The organism is Mycobacterium sp. E3298 (assembly GCF_001666895.1).
Lineage (GTDB): Bacteria > Actinomycetota > Actinomycetes > Mycobacteriales > Mycobacteriaceae > Mycobacterium.
The window spans coordinates 1-16,698 of sequence record NZ_LZJB01000114.1 but is presented as its reverse complement, the minus strand read 5'-3'; the positions used below and the strand labels follow the sequence as shown (position 1 = coordinate 16,698).

General features: G+C 66.8%; 17 protein-coding genes and 2 pseudogenes. 4 read left to right on the top strand and 15 right to left on the bottom strand.

Translation table 11 applies throughout. The features are described 5' to 3' along the window. Positions 1-152: pseudogene (locus A9X05_RS29380) on the bottom strand (phosphoribosylformylglycinamidine synthase subunit PurQ); the annotation flags it as partial. Between A9X05_RS29380 and purQ the strand changes: the two are divergent. Further along, positions 144-695 (top strand): annotated as a pseudogene (purQ, locus tag A9X05_RS05255) (phosphoribosylformylglycinamidine synthase subunit PurQ); the annotation flags it as partial. The pseudogenes A9X05_RS29380 and purQ sit on opposite strands and share 9 nt — an antisense overlap. Here purQ and A9X05_RS05250 read toward each other — a convergent pair. The 3 genes from A9X05_RS05250 to A9X05_RS05240 all read right to left on the bottom strand — a co-directional run bounded on the left by A9X05_RS05250 (position 692) and on the right by A9X05_RS05240 (position 3,683). Next, positions 692-2,071, bottom strand: a complete 1,380-nt coding sequence (locus tag A9X05_RS05250; RefSeq protein WP_197498934.1) for a wax ester/triacylglycerol synthase family O-acyltransferase — start codon at positions 2,069-2,071, stop codon at positions 692-694. The pseudogene purQ and the gene A9X05_RS05250 sit on opposite strands and share 4 nt — an antisense overlap. 73 nt (positions 2,072-2,144) lie before the next feature. Then, a complete protein-coding gene (locus A9X05_RS05245; RefSeq protein ID WP_067779725.1) occupies positions 2,145-2,960 on the bottom strand; it encodes a lysophospholipid acyltransferase family protein in 816 nt (271 codons plus the stop codon). Positions 2,961-3,215: 255 nt separating this feature from the next. Beyond that, positions 3,216-3,683, bottom strand: a complete 468-nt coding sequence (locus A9X05_RS05240) for a hypothetical protein (protein ID WP_067752302.1) — start codon at positions 3,681-3,683, stop codon at positions 3,216-3,218. Positions 3,684-3,894: 211 nt separating this feature from the next. On the opposite strand from A9X05_RS05240, the gene A9X05_RS05235 reads away from it, so the two are divergent. Beyond that, a complete protein-coding gene (locus A9X05_RS05235) occupies positions 3,895-4,293 on the top strand; it encodes a VOC family protein (RefSeq protein WP_067752305.1) in 399 nt (132 codons plus the stop codon). Here A9X05_RS05235 and A9X05_RS05230 read toward each other — a convergent pair. The 8 genes from A9X05_RS05230 to A9X05_RS05195 all read right to left on the bottom strand — a co-directional run bounded on the left by A9X05_RS05230 (position 4,287) and on the right by A9X05_RS05195 (position 10,891). Next, complete coding sequence (locus A9X05_RS05230) at positions 4,287-4,745, bottom strand: cupin domain-containing protein (RefSeq protein ID WP_067752308.1); 459 nt, start codon at positions 4,743-4,745, stop codon at positions 4,287-4,289. The two genes, A9X05_RS05235 and A9X05_RS05230, sit on opposite strands and share 7 nt — an antisense overlap. Positions 4,746-4,748: 3 nt before the next feature. Next, positions 4,749-6,200 (bottom strand): NAD(P)/FAD-dependent oxidoreductase, encoded by a 1,452-nt coding sequence (locus A9X05_RS05225; protein ID WP_067752311.1) that lies wholly within the window; start codon positions 6,198-6,200, stop codon positions 4,749-4,751. A 25-nt stretch (positions 6,201-6,225) separates the two neighbouring features. Beyond that, a complete protein-coding gene (locus A9X05_RS05220) occupies positions 6,226-6,906 on the bottom strand; it encodes a haloacid dehalogenase type II (protein ID WP_067752314.1) in 681 nt (226 codons plus the stop codon). Positions 6,907-6,908: 2 nt separating this feature from the next. Next, complete coding sequence (locus A9X05_RS05215) at positions 6,909-7,502, bottom strand: TMEM175 family protein (RefSeq protein ID WP_067752317.1); 594 nt, start codon at positions 7,500-7,502, stop codon at positions 6,909-6,911. Further along, the gene (locus A9X05_RS05210) at positions 7,502-8,425 is read right to left on the bottom strand and encodes a DUF427 domain-containing protein (RefSeq protein ID WP_082950076.1); all 924 of its coding nucleotides are present in this window, start codon (positions 8,423-8,425) and stop codon (positions 7,502-7,504) included. Before A9X05_RS05210 ends, A9X05_RS05215 begins: the two co-directional genes overlap by 1 nt. A gap of 154 nt (positions 8,426-8,579) precedes the next feature. Further along, the gene (locus A9X05_RS31945) at positions 8,580-9,254 is read right to left on the bottom strand and encodes a TetR/AcrR family transcriptional regulator (protein ID WP_067779722.1); all 675 of its coding nucleotides are present in this window, start codon (positions 9,252-9,254) and stop codon (positions 8,580-8,582) included. Further along, a complete protein-coding gene (locus tag A9X05_RS31940; RefSeq protein WP_067752323.1) occupies positions 9,251-9,940 on the bottom strand; it encodes a TetR/AcrR family transcriptional regulator in 690 nt (229 codons plus the stop codon). The genes A9X05_RS31945 and A9X05_RS31940 overlap by 4 nt, the downstream gene beginning before the upstream one ends. Positions 9,941-10,018: 78 nt before the next feature. Then, on the bottom strand, positions 10,019-10,891 hold the full coding sequence (locus A9X05_RS05195) for an alpha/beta fold hydrolase (RefSeq protein WP_067752326.1): 873 nt from the start codon (positions 10,889-10,891) through the stop codon (positions 10,019-10,021). Positions 10,892-11,107: 216 nt separating this feature from the next. Here A9X05_RS05195 and A9X05_RS05190 point away from each other — a divergent pair, with 216 nt between their 5' ends. Then, positions 11,108-12,811, top strand: coding sequence for an MOSC and FAD-binding oxidoreductase domain-containing protein (locus A9X05_RS05190; RefSeq protein ID WP_067779719.1), 1,704 nt, complete (start codon positions 11,108-11,110; stop codon positions 12,809-12,811). A gap of 14 nt (positions 12,812-12,825) precedes the next feature. On the opposite strand, the gene A9X05_RS05185 is transcribed toward A9X05_RS05190, so the two are convergent. From A9X05_RS05185 to A9X05_RS05175, 3 genes are all read right to left on the bottom strand, one after another. Next, positions 12,826-13,554 (bottom strand): SDR family NAD(P)-dependent oxidoreductase, encoded by a 729-nt coding sequence (locus A9X05_RS05185; RefSeq protein ID WP_231978249.1) that lies wholly within the window; start codon positions 13,552-13,554, stop codon positions 12,826-12,828. 79 nt (positions 13,555-13,633) lie between these two features. Further along, positions 13,634-14,431: a family 1 encapsulin nanocompartment shell protein gene (locus A9X05_RS05180; RefSeq protein WP_067779713.1), complete on the bottom strand. Its 798-nt coding sequence runs from the start codon at positions 14,429-14,431 to the stop codon at positions 13,634-13,636. Further along, entirely contained in the window at positions 14,431-15,438 is a 1,008-nt protein-coding gene (locus A9X05_RS05175) for a Dyp-type peroxidase (protein ID WP_067779710.1), read from the bottom strand. The genes A9X05_RS05180 and A9X05_RS05175 overlap by 1 nt, the downstream gene beginning before the upstream one ends. 109 nt (positions 15,439-15,547) lie before the next feature. On the opposite strand from A9X05_RS05175, the gene A9X05_RS05170 reads away from it, so the two are divergent. Beyond that, on the top strand, positions 15,548-16,698 hold a 1,151-nt coding region (locus A9X05_RS05170), incomplete at its 3' end, for a M18 family aminopeptidase (RefSeq protein WP_082970895.1).

Here is a 16,698-nt window from a genome sequence, read left to right as displayed (position 1 = left end):
GAGAACCTGTCGATCGCCCCCGCACGCAGGTAGTCGCCGTAGGAGAAACCGCCGGGCACCACCACGGCGTCGACGCCCTTGAGGTCGGCGTCGGCGTGCCACAGGCTGACCGCCTCGGCACCGACACGCCGCGCCGCCCGGGCGGCGTCGACGCCGTGGTGGTGCCCGGCGGTTTCTCCTACGGCGACTACCTGCGTGCGGGGGCGATCGCCAGGTTCGCCCCGGTGATGGGCGAAGTGGTGGCGGCCGCAAACCGCGGAATGCCGGTGTTGGGCATTTGCAACGGGTTTCAGGTGCTCTGCGAGGCGGGGCTGTTGCCGGGGGCCCTGACCCGCAACGTCGGTCTGCACTTCGTCTGCCGCGATGTGTGGTTGCGCGTGGCGTCGACGTCGACGGCCTGGACGTCGCGTTTCGAGAGCGGCGCGGACCTGCTGGTGCCGCTGAAGTCCGGCGAAGGCCGCTACGTGGCGCCCGCCGACGTCGTCGAGGAGCTCGAGGGCGAGGGCCGGGTGGTCTTCCGCTACCACGACAACCCCAACGGCTCGCTGCATGACATCGCCGGCGTCAGCTCCGCCAACGGTCGTGTGGTCGGACTGATGCCGCATCCGGAGCACGCCATCGAAGCGTTGACGGGGCCGTCCGAAGACGGCCTGGGCCTGTTTTACTCCGTATTGGACGCGACCCTGTCGGTCTAGGCGGAAACGCCTGCCGCGGTGCGCAATTCGGCGAACGATGCGCGGATGGCGTCGGTCGCCTCGTGTGGGTCATCGAACGTCCGGTCATCGGTGAGCACGGCGACGCCCAGCTGGTCGACATAGCTCCACACGGTGATGTTGACCGGGGCGCCCGGTGATAGCACCCCGGTCGAGTAGATCTCGGTGACCGTCGCGCCGCCGAAGTGTCCGCGCTCGCGCGGGCCCACCACGTTGGAGACCGCGACGTTCATCAGCTTGTTGGGTGCGTCGCGCCGCCCCAGCCACCGGAATGCGGCCGGAGCGAACGCGGTCGGCAGATAGGCCATCAGCCGGCCGTAAAGCTCGGGGCCGAGGATCTCGTGGTCTTCCTTGGCGATTCGGGTCGCCAGCGCCACCAGCCGTGCCCGTTCGGCGGGATCGGCGACGTGCACCGGCAACGAAATCATCAGACCGCTGATCTCGTTTCCGGTGATGCGGTCCGACTTGTCGGTGGCCGTCGGCACCGACGCGATGAGCGGCCGGTCGGCCGCGCCGTCGTAGGCCAGCAACAGTGTGCGCAGGCCGCCGGCCGCCGTGGCCAGTATCAGGTCGTTGAGGGTGATGCCCAGCGCCTTGGCGGTCGCCTTGGCTTCGGCCAGCGGCAGCGTCGTGCTGGCGAACCGCCGCACGGGCGACACGACGTGATTCAGGAAGGTCGGTGGAGCGTCGAAGGCCTCGGCCAGATCCGGGTGGGCACCCCGTTCTCTGGATCGGCGGCGGACCCGCGTCAACCCGGTGGCGGCATCCCTCAGCAGCCCGGGGAGCTCGGCGATCTGCCGCGCGTGGTCGCGGGCGGCAGATCGCAGCAGGTCGGCGGGCGACGCGGTGACGCCCGCTTCGTCGTTGTCCCGCTCGTCGGTCGGCCCGTCCTCGAGATCCATGGCGCGCGCCAAGAGGTTGACGGAGGCCACACCGTCGGCCAGCGCGTGATGGACCTTGCCGATCAGGGCGTACCTTCCCCCGGCCAGTCCCTCGGCGAAGTGGAATTCCCACAGCGGGCGGCTGCGGTCCAGCGGCATCGAGGCGACCTGGCCGATCGTCTGATCGAGTTCTAGCCGCCCGCCGGGCGCGGGCACCTGCACCCGCCGGAGGTGGTAGTCGAGGTCGACCGCGCAGTCCTCCTGCCACATCGGGTGATGCAGCTGCCAGGGAATGTCGACGAGCTTGTAGCGCAACGGTTCCAGCAGGTGCAGCCGGCGTCGCACGTGGCGGCGGAACGCCTCGAAACCGAAGTCGGAGTCAGCGGGGTCGATGACCGCCACTTTCAATGTGTGAGTGTGGAGGTTCGGTGTCTCACTGTAGAGCAGCATGGCGTCCATGCCGTTCAACCTTTTCACGCGCCACCCTGCCGGACAATCAAGTTGCGCTGCAGCGGATTTCGCATGATGTCGAACCTCGAGTCGCGGTCGGTCAGCCTAGGATGGGCAGCTTGCGTTGACCGGCCAATCGCTGGAGGGCCGACTCCATCACCCCGCGCACGTAGGCGTCGACTTCGTCGATGTCGGGATCGTCGCCGAATTGGGCCGTGACGTCGATCGGTTTGAGTACTTCGGTGACGATCTTGGCCGGCAGTGGCAGGTTCGGCGGGAAGATGACACTGAGTCCGAAGGGGAATCCGAAGCTCACCGGCAGAATGTCCATGCGCGCCCTGGTCAGCCCCAACTTGCGCGCCAGCCAGTTTCCGCGGGTCAAGAAGAGCTGAGTCTCCTGGCCCCCGATCGACACGGTAGGCACGATTGGCACCCCGGCCTCGATGGCGGTCCGCACGTAGCCGGTGCGGCCGTTGAAGTCGATGGTGTTGGCGCTGAAGGTGGGCCGGTAGGAGTCGTAGTCGCCGCCCGGGAACACCAGCACCACCGCGCCCGAGTGCAGCGCGGCGGCGGCGTTTTCACGGCTGGCCTCGATGACCCCGAGGCGGCGAAGCCAGCCATCTAGGGGTCCCATGAAAATGCCGTAGTGGCCCAGGGTGTAGACGGGGCGGTCGTAGCCGAACTTCTCGTAAAAGGCCGGGGAGAAGATCAGCACGTCGGGCGTCAGCATGCCGCCCGAGTGGTTGGATACCACCAGCGCGCCGCCCGACGGCGGGACGTTGTCGATGTTGCGCACCTCGGCGCGATACCACCGCTTGATGACCGGTCCGAGGGCCTTGCTGACCTGCTCGGTGAAGGCCGGATCCCATTTGGTGATCTCGTGGTTGTCGGCCACCTCAACGCCGCTACCCGCCATGGCTCCCCGCCGTCCGTGTCAGTGCTGTTTGGCATTTGATTGCCGATGTGACGCAGATCTCAAACCCCGTGCCTGCTGAGCATATAATACTCTCCGAAAAAGAGAATGTCATATCCGTTTGCTGAGCGGTTTGGCCGCGGCGGGGACGCGCGCCTAACGTCCGTTTGCACTCGGATTTTCGGGCTCGCCGGCTCATCGGCGCAGAGCGGGGACGCCGCTCGCCGCCCCGTTGGGGTGACGACCTGGCCGGCAGGATCAGCCCGCGTCCCGCAACAACGGATGCGCCGTCGGCAGTTCGACGGCGGGGCTCAGAGCGTCGAACAACTCGGTCGCATCCGCAATGGTGTGGTCGACGAAGGCGGCGAAATCGTCAAACGAGACGCTCCGTCGAATCCAGTGCGACCTGCGCGCCACCACGCCGATGCGCTGCGGATCGGACGACCCGTGCACGATCGCGGTCACCTCCCGATCCTGGCGGTTCCAGGTGTCCGAGAAGTGCACCAGCCAGGGCCGCTCGGTGGCGGGGAAGAAGCAGCCGGGAGTCACCCGAATGATCAGCACATCGCCGTGCGCGGGCGAGATCTCGAGATGGACGTGCAGGCGCCGCGGGTGGGCGCTGGTGACGAAGAAGTATTCGCGATCATGATGGCCACGGAAATAGCGGCGCCCGCGGACGCGCAGGTACCGTTCGACCAGGTTCGCGCACATCGGCTCGTTCGTCATGAAAACATGCTGCGGCCAGTGGCTTTGCGGATGCTGGGAGACAAGCCATGAGTCGCCGAAGAATCTGTTGAGAATTGGCTGAGTGAATGGGGAAAGGTTCCATCGGCCGACGATGTCAGCGGGCAGACGCCGCTCGACGATCCCGGCGCCGGGCGAGTCGGATTAGTCTGGTGCCAAATGGTTTTCGCTCAGCCGTAGGGGAGGGCCGAACATGGAGTTCATCGTGGAACGGATCGACCATGTGGTGCTGAACTGCCGAGACGTCGAGGACACGGCCGCGTGGTACGAGCGGGTCCTCGGGATGCGGCGGGAAACGTTCGGGCCGTCCAACCGAATCGCGCTGCGGTTCGGGGACCAGAAACTGAACCTGCGGCCCGTCGGGGCGCTGGGGGACGATCCCGAGTGGGTCACCGGTTCGGTCGAAGCGGCCGGTTCCGAGGACTTGTGCTTCATCACTCGTTGCAGCCCGGGCGAGGTGCATGCCCACCTCGTGCGATGTGGGGCGGAGATCGTTGCGGGACCGGTGACCAGGACGGGGGCCCTGGGTCCGATGACCTCCCACTACTGCCGCGACGTCGACGGCAACCTGGTCGAAATCGCGGTTTACTGAAGGGGATACAACGCCGGCAGGTTCACGACGACCGCCTCTTGGGTGCTGCGCGCGATCACCACCTCCGCGGGCGTGTTCGGGTCGGGGTTTTCCTCTCGGTGCGGCAGATACGGCGGGATGAAGACGTAGTCGCCGGGTGAGGTCGAGATCCTCACCTCTTGCGCGCCGTCGTGAAAGACGAATTCCGGGTGGCCGCTGCGCACGTAGATGGCGGTTTCCGAGTCGCCGTGATGGTGGTTGGACGAGACGGTCGAGGGTGACGCGTGCGTCTCGCCCATCCAGAGCTTTTCGGCGCCGACTGACGTTCCGCTGAGCGCGGCGAAGCGGCGCAGTCCCTCCGATTGCGCGGTGTCGGAGCTGATGTCCGCAGCCCTGACGTGGTGCACCCGGTTGTGGGTCGCTTCCGGTGTTGCCTCGTCGAAGTCTGGGTGGAATCCGTCTGCGGTAGCCATGCGTCAATTATGGTCCGACGCATCCCGATACGCCTCGAGGAGCCGCAGCCACAGCTCGCTGACCGTGGGGAAGCAGGGCACCGCGTGCCACAACCGGTCGATGGGCACCTCGCCCGCGACGGCGATGGTGGCGGAGTGGAGCATCTCGGTGACTCCCGGCCCAACCAGCGTGACCCCGAGCAAACGCCCACGGTCGAGGTCCACCACCATCCGTGCGCGCCCGGCGTACCCGTCCGCATAGAGCTTGGCCCCCGTCACGACGTCGCCGATCTGCACATCGACGGTGCGCAGCCGGTACCCGGCCTGTTCGGCTTGCCTGGCCGTCAGGCCGACGGCGGCGGCTTCGGGCACGGTGAAGAAGGCCTGCGGCACAGCGTAATGGTCGGCGGTGGTTGCGTGCCGGCCCCACGGCGCGGTGTCCAACGGGGCGCCCGCGGCCCGCGCTCCGATGGCCGCTCCGGCAATGCGACCCTGGTACTTCCCCTGATGGGTCAGCAGGGCCCGGTGATTGACGTCGCCCGCGGCGTAGAGCCAACCGTCTTCGATGGCCCGTACTTGGCAGGTGTCGTCGACGTCGAGCCAGTCGCCGGGCGTCAGCCCCACGGTGTGCAGGCCGATGTCATCGGTGAGCGGTGCGCGACCCGTCGCGAAAAGCACTTCGTTGACCACCAATTCGGAGCCATCGTCCAATTCGAGGGTCACCTCCGCGCCCTCGGGCCGGCGCAGCGTGCGCACCGATACGCCGACGCGCACGTCCACGCCCGTATCGGCGAGGCCACGGCCGATGAGTTCACCGACGAAGGGCTCCATCCGCGGCAGCAGGCCCGAGCCCCGCGCAAGGAGGGTCACCTGAGATCCCAATCCGCGCCACGCAGTCGCCATTTCGACGCCTACGCCGCCGGCGCCCACCACCGCGAGCCGCTCGGGGACCGAACTGCTTTCGGTGGCTTGGCGGTTGGTCCACGGCCTCGCCTCGTCGATGCCGGGCAAGTCGGGCAAGAGGGGCCGGCTTCCGGTGCAGATCACGACGGCGTGCCGCGCGGTCAGCACGGACGTCGCCCCGTCGGACGCGGTGACCGCGACTCGCCGGGCGCCGTCCAACCGGCCATGGCCGCGCACCAGGGTGGCGCCGATTCCACCCACCCAGCCGGCCTGGCCGGTGTCGTCCCAGTCGGTGACGTAGCGGTTGCGGCGGCCGAAGACCCCCGGAATGCCGATGGACCCGCTGACCGCCTCCCGCGCGCCGTCGACTTGGCGGGCCTCCGAGATGGCAATCACCGGACGCAGCAAGGCTTTACTGGGCACGCAGGCCCAGTAGGAACACTCGCCGCCGACGAGTTCGCGCTCGACTATGGCGACACTCAGGCCTGCGGCCCGGGCGCGCTCTGCGGCGTTCTGCCCGATCGGCCCGGCGCCGAGCACAACGACGTCATAGCCCGACTCTTCGTGTGCCATCGTTCGTGGTCCTCCCCGGTTGTCCTCAGTGGTCGATCAGCTGCGCGGCCAGCTGGCGCAGGTCGCCCGCCACCAGGTCCGGTTGAGGCAGTCCGTCGACGGGCAGCGGCGGATTGCCGGGCCGCGCGATGAGCGCCCCGCCGAAGCCGACACTCTGGGCGCCGAGGGTGTCCCATACGTGGGCGGCCACCATCATGCAGTCAGCCGGGGCCACTCCGAGCGTCTCGCACGCATACCGGTACACGGTGGGCGACGGCTTGAAGGCGCGGCAGGCATCGACACTCAATTGGTGTTCGAAGAATTCGGCCAGCCCGGAACTCTGCAGCGCCGTAGGACCATCCGGGTTGGGCGGCGAATTGGTCAGGGTGACCAGACGAAAACCGTTGTCTTTCAACATGGTGAGCCCCTCCGCCGCATCCGGGTGGGCCGGCATGGTGAGCAAGCCGTTCTTCAGCCGGTGCGCGTCATCGTCGGAGACGGCCACGCCGTGGATATCGCCGACCATACGGAACACACCTTGGGCCAGCGTGGAGAAGTCCACATAACTATCCGCCAACGTCGCGGACATCGAATACATGACCAGCTGGGCGAACCACTCGCGGAGCACCCGTTCATCGCCGAACAGCTCGGTGAAAAGCGGTGCGAGTGACTCGATGTCGACCAACGTTTCGTTGACGTCGAAAACCAGGACGGAGGGCACGGGCATGGTCAAACCTCGATCTTCTTCGGATTGGGAACATCCGGTCGTAAATACCCGATCAGACAAACGCAAATCAATGTCATTCCCAGCAACGGCCACCAGAGGGCGGTCACCCCGGCCGTCGTGAAAACGCCGACCGTGATGAATGACCTCATCCGCATCAACCTACGCATCCGGTCGGTGGGGCCTTCGTGGGCCGGCCGATCGATCACTTCCCGGCACAGCGCCAGATAGGTGACGTTGACCAGAACGAAGACGAACGCGTACAACGCCACGGGCGCAGCGGCGAGCCTGCTGTCGGCGATCCACTCGGTGGTGATCGGGAGGAGGGATACGGAAAATAGGTGGGCGAAATTCGACCACACCAGCCGCGGCGTCGCCAGCTCCGCATAGCCGAACAGGTGATGATGGTTGACCCATACGATGGCGATGAAGAAATAGCTGACGACATAACTCAGGCCGGTGGGCCACAGTGGTAGCAAGGCGCTGAAGCTGGCCGCGGCGGGCGGCTTGAGCTCGAGCACCAAGATCGTGATCAGCACCGCGAAAACGCCGTCGGAGAACGCTCCTACCCGATCCGGACTGGTTCTCCGCCCGACCACTACGCCTGCCCGGACGATTGGTGGTTTCGTTCCTGCACTACCCCGACATTGCCCTCGGCACCGTGAAAATCCGAGACCTCTTCGATGTCGAGCCCCCGGTCGACGCCGTGTGGAATGACGGTCTGGCCGGGCTCGAGCCGCAACTGTTTGCCGTCGAGGTAGACGTCGATCTTGTCCGGTTCGAAGGACACCAGATCGCCAACTCGTATCACCTCGCGCCAGGCGTTTCGATACGACCACGCCGCCCGCTTGCGGTCGCCGATATCGTAGTAGGAGCAGATCCCCTTGTATGGGCAAAAGGTCTGCGTGTCAACCAGTTCGAGGGCAGATTCGTCGACGTCCTCGCGGGGCACGTACCAGCGTGGAGCGAATCCGGATTCGTACAAAGCTAGTGGGTGCTTGGTATCGGCAATCACTCGGTCGCTGCTACGAGCGATGAGATGCCTTGAAGTGGAACGGATATCGATCCGATGATAGGCATCGGCAGCGTGCCCGACGATCCGCTCGTTCTCTTCGTAGAAAGCGTCCATGGCACGCCAAGCGAATGCGAGGTGCCCGTCGAGTACCGAAGCGTGCGGCGGCAGCGCGGTGTGCTGCCACGCCGCACGGGTCGCCTCTCGCTCCGCGACTTTGACGGTGAACCACCGGGTGTCGCCTAGGTCCTGGTGCTGGGTGAGCCTTTCCTCGGCCACCAGGGCCCCGGCCTCGATATCACTGCGCGGGAAGTAGGCGACCGGATAACGCCCCGGCTCGTGCAACAGGATCACGTCTTGGCTGTCGGCAACCCATGTGTCGGCGAGGCGAACTCGCATGCGCCTCCTCAGCGGTTCGACGTACAAGAGCCGCGCCGGCAACGGCTGTTCAGTCAGAAAGTGACCGACCGATCCCGTGGCGAGCGGACCCTGCTGCCATGCCAGCCCCATCTCCATCCCCTCTTTTCAGCGACACCCCTGAGACAGCTAATCTCCCCGCGTCACAGGGACATCCATTGAAACCGTGAGCCGCAACGACGTACTGGGCCAACCAACCCAGTTATTATGGGCCAAACATCCCATTCTGTCCAGCGGCGAGGTGACCTCATTCGGATCGGGATAGGCCTCGGCGCCGCTTCGAAGCGGCTCGGCTCTTCGGCCTCCGCGTTCCGAAGGAGCGGACGTAGTCGACGGCGGCGTTGACGGCGGCGCGCAGCGGTTCCGCATCGCCGGTGGCATATGTCAGCATGGCGCCGCCCTGGTGCGCGACGACCAACGACACCGCCAGGTGCCGCGGATCGGCGTCGGGCCGTAGGTCGCCGCGCCGGCGCATCGCCGCAAGACCGGTCTCGAACAACTCGATCCACAGGTCATAACCGGCGGAGAGATCGTCGTGAATTTCGTCGTCGGAATCGATCAATTCGCCCGCCAAGGAGCCGTACACGCAACCGCCCACCCGGTACACGGTGTCGACGGCGGCGACGCAGGCGTCGGCCCAGGCCTGCAGGGCGGCGAAGCTGTCGAGGGCGCCCAGCGGTGGCTGGGTGTGGAAGGCCCGCACGTCCTCGCGGCGGGTGGCAACGACCTGACGGATCAGATCGCGTTTGTCCCGGAAGTAGTGCCCGATCTGTGACCCGCCCACTCCGGCCGCTCGCCGTACCTGGTCGATGCTGGTGTTGGCGACGCCCCGCTCGAACATGATTCGCGCGGCGGCGTCGATGATGCGCGCGCGAGTCGCCAGTCCCTTGCGCGTGAATCGTCCCGGACTTTCGGCGTTCACGTGGCGGTCCTCGCTCGGCGCCGGGTGCGCCGCGCCGGGCGAGGGGCTCGCTCGTTCGGATCGGTGGCGAAGGTGCGCAGGTAGTTGATCGCGAAGCGCACCGCGTCGGCGTGCGGCCATTCCGCGCGGTAGGTGAAGGCCAGGGTGCCACCGCCCTGATGGGCGGCGACGATGACCATCGCCAACCGTCTCGGGTCGGCGTTGGCGACCAAGACGCCGTTATCTTTCATCCGCCGGATCGCTGCCTCCAGCAGGTCGATCCACTGCCCATAGCCGGTGGCCAGCGTCTCCCGCGTCGGCTCGTCCGACTTCGCCACTTGGGCCGCGAGAGCGTGGTAGGTAGGCGTGCCGAAATACCCGATGCGCCTGAGGTATCGCATGTTGAGATCGCCCCACCGCTCGAAGTCATCGAACGTTGTCAGGCCTCCCAGCCCGGGTTGGCGGTGAAAGTCGAGAACCACGCCGATCTGGCGTCGGATGACCGCGCGGATCAGTGCGGCCTTGTCGGCGAAATAGTGGGCAAGCTGGGATCCGCTGACCGACGCCGCCCTGCGGACGTTCTCCATGTTCGCAGCCGACAGGCCCTCGGTGACGATCAGTCGGGCGGCCGCTTCCACGATGCGATCCCGGGTGGCACGCCCCTTGGCGGTCAACCGTTGTTCGTCGCGAACATCGGGATGGGCCATCGCGTCAGGCTAACCCGCGGCCGCCCCGAACTATGGGATATCCAACCCATTGATGCCCCGGGCCGTCGGGGGGTTCGGTCAGGCAGCCATGTCGGCCCTGGCGAGGAAGCCTCCGATCAGTTCGGCTACCTCGTCGAGTGCGGACTCGAGCAGGAAGTGTCCGCCGTCGAGCAGGCGGATCTCGGCATTGGGGAGGTCGTCGGCGAACGCCTGGGCGCCGGCCGGGCCGAAGATCTCGTCGCCACGGCCCCACACCGCCAGCAGCGGCACCTGGCTGGCGCGGAAGTACGCATGCAGGCGCGGGTAGAGCGGCGCGTTGGTTGCGTAGTCTCGTAACAGTTTCAGCTGCACCAGGTCATTGCCCGGTCGCGATATGAGCGCGTAATCGTGGTGCCACGATTCGGGGTCGACGAGCGTCTCATCGGCAACGCCGGTGACGTATTGCCATCGAGTGGCATCCAGCGTGAGGAACTGCCGGACCGCGGCCTCGGTCTCGGGCGTTTGTTCGCTTTGGTAAGCCCGCACGATCTTCCAGAAACTGTCGACGAATCCCGCGTCGTAGCCGTTACCGTTCTGGGTGATGATCGCGGTGATCGACGACGGGTGGCGCAGCGCCAGCCGCCAGCCGATCGGCGCGCCGTAGTCCTGGACGTACATCGCGTACCGGTCGACGTCGACGGCGCGCAGCAGTGCGGCAGTGAGGTCGGTCAGCGCGTCGAAGGTGTAGTCGAACTCGTCGACGGACGGCGCGTCGGAGAGCCCGAAGCCCAGGTGATCCGGCGCGATGACGTGGTAGCGGTCGGCGAGCACCGGGATCAGATGGCGGAACATGTAGGAGCTGGTGGGAAACCCGTGCAACAGCACCAGCGCGGGAGCGCTCGAGTGGCCCGCTTCGCGGAAGAACAGGCGGTGACCGTCGACGGTGGCATAGCGATGATGAACAGCCGCCATGGCTCTCCTCCTTAATTTCGCCCTCGACCGAAGCGGCGAATTTCAGCTACGCCACGTTGATCCCGGACTTTGGGTTATGCAACCCAGTATGCACCGGACGGTGCGCCGCGCAACAGCCGTGGTGCGCATATCGGAGGCGTCGCCTCGTGTTGCCGTCGTCTTCCGGCTGGCATAGTGTGAGCCAGCCCTCCAGTCAGGGCCTGCGGAGGTGGCCCGGTGGGCAAACTGATATCGGTGAACGTGGGGCTGCCCCGCAACGTCGAGTGGCACGGCAAAACCGTCTACACCGGGATCTGGAAAAAACCGGTCGAAGGGCCGGTCATGGTGCGTCGCCTGAACATCGACGGCGACGGTCAGGGCGATCTCGGCGGACACGGCGGCGAGCAACGGGCCGTCATGGTCTATCAGACCGAGTCATACGACTTCTGGAAGAGCTACCTGGGTCGCGACGACCTCGTGCCCGGCCACTTCGGAGAGAACTTCACCATCACCGGGCTGCCCGACGACGAGGTGTGCATCGGCGACCGCTACCGGATCGGCGAAGCCGAGTTCGAGGTCACCCAGCCCCGCGTCACCTGCTTCCGGGTCGGCATGCGCATGGAGGAACCCAGGATGCCGAACCTGCTTGTCTCCCAACGCCGCCCGGGCTTCTACTTTCGGGTGATCACCGAGGGACGGGTCCGCGCCGGCGACGACATCGTGCGGACCCGCCGTGGCCGCCACGAACTCAGCGTCGCCGACGTCGACGCGCTGCTCTACCTGCCGAACCGTGACCTAGGGCTACTCCCCAAGATCGTCGATGTCCCCGCGCTCAGCCCCGGGTGGCAGCAATCATTCCGGGACATGCTCGACGCACCACAGGGATCGGCGGCCGCGCCTCCGGGTGCGACACCGGCATGGGGTGGGTTTCGGCCCTTACGGGTCAGCGAAATTCGCCGGGAAAGCCCACAGGTGATGTCCATTGAACTTCAGGCGGACGACCGTTCCGCGCTGCCTGCGCCGCTTCCGGGGCAATATCTGACCGTGCGAATCCCCGGCGCGGGTACGCCGGCGCCACTGCGCAGTTACTCCCTCTCCGGCGACCCCGCGGCGGGGCACTACCGCATCAGCGTCAAGCGGGAAGAGCACGGTCTGGTCAGCTCGTGGCTGCACGAGCACGTCGAGCCGGGCTCGGTCGTCGAGGCCGCCGCACCGCGCGGCGAGTTTTACCTCACCGACGGCGGCGGTCCCGTGGTGCTGATGTCGGCGGGAATCGGGATCACACCCGTCTTGGCCATGCTGCACGCGCTCGCGGCGGGCGGCAGCGGCCGCGAGATCTGGTGGCTGCACACCGCCCGCAACCGCGAAACGCAGGCATTCGCAACGGAAGTCGCCAGCCTGGTCGAGTCTCTGCCGAGTGCGCGGCAATCGGTGTTCTACACACAAACTCAAGGCCGTTTGGACCGCCCGGCCATCGCGGCCCTGGGTATCCCGGCCGATGCCACGGCATACCTGTGCGGCCCGACCCAGTTCATGAGCGACATGCGCGAGGCACTCGCCGCCGGCGGCCTGGCGCCCGAGCGGATCCATAGCGAACTATTCGGCGCCTTGCCGCCGATCAACCCCGGCATCATCGACGACACCCCGCGCAAACCGCCGCACCTCCCGGCGGGGGTTCCGGGGACGGGCCCGCCAATCACGTTCGCGCGCAGCGGCCTGACGGCCACCTGGTCTTCCACGTACGGAAGCATCCTGGAGTTGGCGGAAGCCTGCGACGTGCCCACCCGGTTCTCCTGCCGAAGCGGCGTCTGTCACCTCTGCGTCACCGGTGTGGTTTCCGGCAGCGCCACCTACGTGCAGCAGCCCCTGGAGCCTCCCGAGCCAGGGACGGTGCTCATCTGCTCGGCGGCTCCGGAGACCGAACTCGTGCTGGACCTGTAGCGAAAAACCGTGCCTCAGGCGGTGATCGCGCGTTGACCGCCGCTGACGGGCAAGACGGCGCCGTTGACGTAGCTGGCGTCGGCGGTGCTGAGAAAGACGACCACGCTGGCGATTTCACTCGGATCGGCGGGCCGGCCCAACGCGGTGCTGGCCGCCACCGCCTCCAGCATGCCGGGTAGCGCCGCGGTACCGGGAGTGTCGGTCGGCCCGACGGAGACCGCGTTCACGCGTACCCCCGACGGCCCGAACTCATCCGCCCACACGCGGGTCAGTAATTCGAGGCCGGCCTTGGTGGCGCCGTAGATGCCGGCGCCGCTCGCCGGCACCGAAGCCGCCACGGTGCTCACGCTGACCACCGAGCCGGCGCCGCGCTCGATCATCCACGGCACCAATTGCTGGACCAAAATGTAAGGCGCGCGCAGGTTCACATTCACGTGCTCGTCGAACGCCGCGTCATCAGTCTCTACCGTGGCTCCGAATTCGTAGATACCGGCGTTGTTGATCAGGATGTCGACCGGTCCCGCCTCGGCCGCCAGGCGGCGCACGTCGTCGGCGTTGTTGAGGTCTGCCGCGACGAAACGAGCCGTGCCACCGGCGTTTTCGATATCACGTACCGTCTTGGCGCCGCGCTCTGCGCTGCGGCCGTGCACTATCACCTCTACCCCGCGTTCCGCGAGCTGTAACGCAATCTCGCGGCCGATACCGGACGTTGCTCCGGTCACCAACGCGGTGGAGCCGGCCATTGTTGTTGCCATCGGACCCTGCCTCCGGGAGTGAAGTTCACTTGCCCCCCCGTCAGCAGCGGTCCGCCGCCATTTATTCCTAGGAGGTCAGCGGGACCGACGCCTCCGCCGTGTAGCACAGGAATGTCAGCGTCTCCTGCAGATACAGCTGCACGGTCTCCGCATCATGGCTGGTGTAGCCGATCGACACATCGGTTCCCAGCTGCAGATCGAAGTCGCCGCCGCGGGTGGTGAGCACGAAAGCACCATCGATCGCCGGCGCCCAGATGATGTCTCCCGGGACCAGCCGGTCGATGTGCTCGAGGATCGGATAGCCGTGTTCGGTGGTTTCGCTGACCTTCGTGTAGACGTCGGCGGACAGCAGCACCGAATACGGACCGTCGACGCCGGCTAGCCGGAGTTCGGAGATCGCCTGGGTGATGACGTCCGGAATCTCGCGGGGGTCGGCCGGCAAGGTCAGCGGCTTGTTCGAGCTGCAGGTGCGAATGCCGTCGATCGACGCCGCGGGGTAGCCCTCGAAGATGGCGCGGTCCTCGACGAAGGCCAGCTTCTTGGCGGCGGCCTTGACCGGGTCCCAGTCCGAGTCTTGCGCGCCGCGCTCCACGTTGTCGATCTCATAGCGGGACAGAGTGAACGGAACACGGAGCCGGACAAGGGGTTTGCTCGCCCGAAGGTGAGCCTCGACGCCGTCGGAGGGTGACGTCACGTCGACCAGGCGGCCGGTGCTGACCGCCGCGGTGACCGGACCGCCCGGCTCGCTGACGTCGACAACCCGGCGTCCGGCGATGTGGCGTTTGAACGTCCGGGACGCCTCGGTTTCAATTTCTTTCCACGCCGCTTCGGTGACCGGTGCCAACTCGCGGTAGAGGTTGTTCATCAAGTGGTTCCTTTCAGGCTGCCGATCGAAAGTGAGCCGTCTTGTACGGCAAGCGTTTCCGTCACCGGTACCGCGGGCAGCGGCGGTGGATCGTCGAGGAAGTCGACGGTGGGCGAGAAGAACAGGCCACCGGTGACTGCGGTGGAGAACTCGAGGATGCGGTCGGTGTTGCCCGGTGGATCACCGAGGAACATGTTGCGCAGCATCTGTTCAGTCACCTGCGGCGTGCGGGAATAGCCGATGAAGTAGGTGCCGTACTCGCCCTTCCCGAGCCGGCCGAACGGCATGTTGTGCCGCACGATCTTCAGTTCGGTGCCGTCGGCGTCGGTGATGACGTTGAGGGCGATGTGGGCGTTGGCCGGCTTTTCCTCGTCATCCAGTTCGACGTTCTCCAGCTTCGTGCGGCCGATCACCAGCTCCTGCTCGGCGACCGACAGGGCGTTCCACGAGGACATCTCGTGCAGATACTTCTGCACGTGCACGTAGCACGAGCCCTCGAACTCAGGATCCTCGGCGCCGATCGCGGTGGCGCTGACGGCGAGTGAGCCATCGGGATTTTCGGTGCCGTCGACGAAGCCCAACAGATCGCGGTTGTCGAAGTAGCGGAATCCGTGCACCTCGTCGACGACGGTGACCGCACCGGCCATGGACCGCAGGATGCGGTCGGCCAATTCGAAACAGACATCCAGGCTTTCAGCCCGGATGTGGAACAGCAGGTCCCCGGGCGTGGCCGGGGCGTTGTGCCGGGGGCCATTCAGTTCGACGAACGGGTGCAACTCTGCGGGGCGGGGCCCGGAGAACAAGCCATCCCAGGCCCGGGAGCCGATGGAGGTGATGGCCGACAACCGTTTCGGCGGCTCCCGAAATCCGATTGCGCGCACCAGCCCCGAAATGTCGGGCAGCGCGGCATGCACCGTCGCCTCTCCGCCGTCGTCGATGGTCACCACCAGAAAGACCGCCGCAGGCGTCAACGGCTCGAGGATGGGCTGTGGTTGGACGGGAGGCACTCTGCTGACCCTAGCGTGGCGACGGTGAGCGCAGGAAGTGCGCGAACAAGGAGCCGCGCAATCGGGCCCAGCGTGGCGACGGTCGTCGTCGACAGTCATGATGATCAACATGTCGGCCAGCGCCGCAGGCCTCTGCGATTTTATCGACGCTTCTCCGTCGCCATTTCACGTCTGCGCCACGGTCGCCGCGCGGCTGATCGCTGCGGGATTCGCCGAACTGAGCGAGTCTGACCGGTGGCCGGAAGAACCGGGCCGCTACTTCACGGTGCGGGCCGGCTCGCTGGTGGCCTGGAACTCCGAGGGTGGCGACGGCCCATTCCGGATCGTCGGCGCGCACACCGACAGCCCTAACCTGCGCGTCAAGCAGCATCCCGATCGCCTGGTTGCCAGGTGGCGCGTGGTCGCGCTCGAGCCGTACGGCGGGGCGTGGCTGAACTCCTGGCTGGATCGCGACCTGGGCATCAGTGGACGGCTGTCGGTGCATGACGGCGCCAGGGTCGAGCATCGGCTGGTCCGGATCGACGACCCGATCCTGCGGGTGCCCCAGCTTGCCATCCACCTCGCCGAGGACCGCAAATCGCTGACTCTCGACCCGCAACGCCACGTCAACGCGGTTTGGGGAGCCGGTGCGGACATCAAGCCGTTCGTCGACTTCGTCGCGGAACGGGCGGGGGTGGCGCCGACCAACGTGCTGGCCGCCGACCTGATGACCCACGACCTGACCCCGTCGACCGTGATCGGCGCCGACGGCGACCTGCTCAGCGCGCCGCGCCTGGACAACCAGGCCAGCTGCTACGCGGGCACGGAGGCCCTGGTGGCCGCCGAACCGCGGGGATTCCTGCCCGTCCTCGTGGTCTTCGACCACGAGGAGGTGGGGTCGTCCTCCGACCACGGCGCCCAGTCCGACCTGCTGGGCACCGTCCTGGAGCGGATCGTGCTCGCGGCCGGCGGCACCCGCGAGGATTTCCTGCGCCGGCTGCCCGACTCGCTGCTGGCCTCGGCGGACATGGCCCACGCCACCCATCCCAACTACCCGGAGCGGCACGAGCCCGGCCACCTGATCGAGGTCAACGCCGGACCGGTGCTCAAGGTGCATCCCAACCTCCGTTATGCCACCGACGGACGGACGGCCGCCGCCTTCGAGCTCGCCTGTCGGCAGGCCGGGGTCGGCCTGCAGCGCTACGAGCACCGGGCCGATCTGCCCTGCGGATCGACGATCGGGCCGTTGGCCTCGGCTCGGACCGGCATCCCGACCGTCGA

What these genes read in the sequence shown, in the direction of transcription:
- A9X05_RS05235 (WP_067752305.1), top strand. Translation starts at nt 3,895, where the DNA reads ATGGAGTTCATCGTGGAACGGATCGACCATGTGGTGCTGAACTGCCGA.
- A9X05_RS05220 (WP_067752314.1), bottom strand. Translation starts at nt 6,906, where the DNA reads ATGCCCGTGCCCTCCGTCCTGGTTTTCGACGTCAACGAAACGTTGGTC.
- A9X05_RS31940 (WP_067752323.1), bottom strand. Translation starts at nt 9,940, where the DNA reads ATGGCCCATCCCGATGTTCGCGACGAACAACGGTTGACCGCCAAGGGG.
- A9X05_RS05185 (WP_231978249.1), bottom strand. Translation starts at nt 13,554, where the DNA reads ATGGCCGGCTCCACCGCGTTGGTGACCGGAGCAACGTCCGGTATCGGC.
- A9X05_RS05210 (WP_082950076.1), bottom strand. Translation starts at nt 8,425, where the DNA reads ATGGGGCTGGCATGGCAGCAGGGTCCGCTCGCCACGGGATCGGTCGGT.
- A9X05_RS05245 (WP_067779725.1), bottom strand. Translation starts at nt 2,960, where the DNA reads ATGGCGGGTAGCGGCGTTGAGGTGGCCGACAACCACGAGATCACCAAA.
- A9X05_RS05240 (WP_067752302.1), bottom strand. Translation starts at nt 3,683, where the DNA reads ATGACGAACGAGCCGATGTGCGCGAACCTGGTCGAACGGTACCTGCGC.
- A9X05_RS05180 (WP_067779713.1), bottom strand. Translation starts at nt 14,431, where the DNA reads ATGAACAACCTCTACCGCGAGTTGGCACCGGTCACCGAAGCGGCGTGG.
- A9X05_RS05195 (WP_067752326.1), bottom strand. Translation starts at nt 10,891, where the DNA reads ATGGCGGCTGTTCATCATCGCTATGCCACCGTCGACGGTCACCGCCTG.
- A9X05_RS05230 (WP_067752308.1), bottom strand. Translation starts at nt 4,745, where the DNA reads ATGGCTACCGCAGACGGATTCCACCCAGACTTCGACGAGGCAACACCG.
- A9X05_RS05225 (WP_067752311.1), bottom strand. Translation starts at nt 6,200, where the DNA reads ATGGCACACGAAGAGTCGGGCTATGACGTCGTTGTGCTCGGCGCCGGG.